This window comes from Pseudomonas sp. SIMBA_041 (genome assembly GCF_046535095.1).
GTDB lineage: Bacteria > Pseudomonadota > Gammaproteobacteria > Pseudomonadales > Pseudomonadaceae > Aquipseudomonas > Aquipseudomonas mucoides.
Map to the genome: position 1 here is coordinate 1 of NZ_JAWRXJ010000959.1, position 234 is coordinate 234.

The window sequence follows — 234 nt, forward strand, 5'->3', positions numbered from 1 at the left end:
GCCCGATCAGGGCCCCGCCGTGGTGCTGGTCAAGGCGGGCGCCGTGCACGATATCAGCGCCCATGTAGCGACCGTTTCGGCCTTGCTCGAAGTGGCCGACCCGGTTGCTTATCTGCGCGCGCTGCCGTTGCCCGAGGCGTTGATCGCTCTGCCGGCGTTGCTGCGCAACAGCGACCCCAGCCAGCGTGACGCACGTTTGCCCTGGCTGCTGGCGCCGATCGACCTGCAAGCGGT

The 234-nt window shown here is 68.8% G+C and carries 1 pseudogene; it reads left to right on the forward strand.

What is annotated here, in order from left to right:
• Positions 1-234 (forward strand): annotated as a pseudogene (locus tag SB725_RS33985) (fumarylacetoacetate hydrolase); the annotation flags it as partial.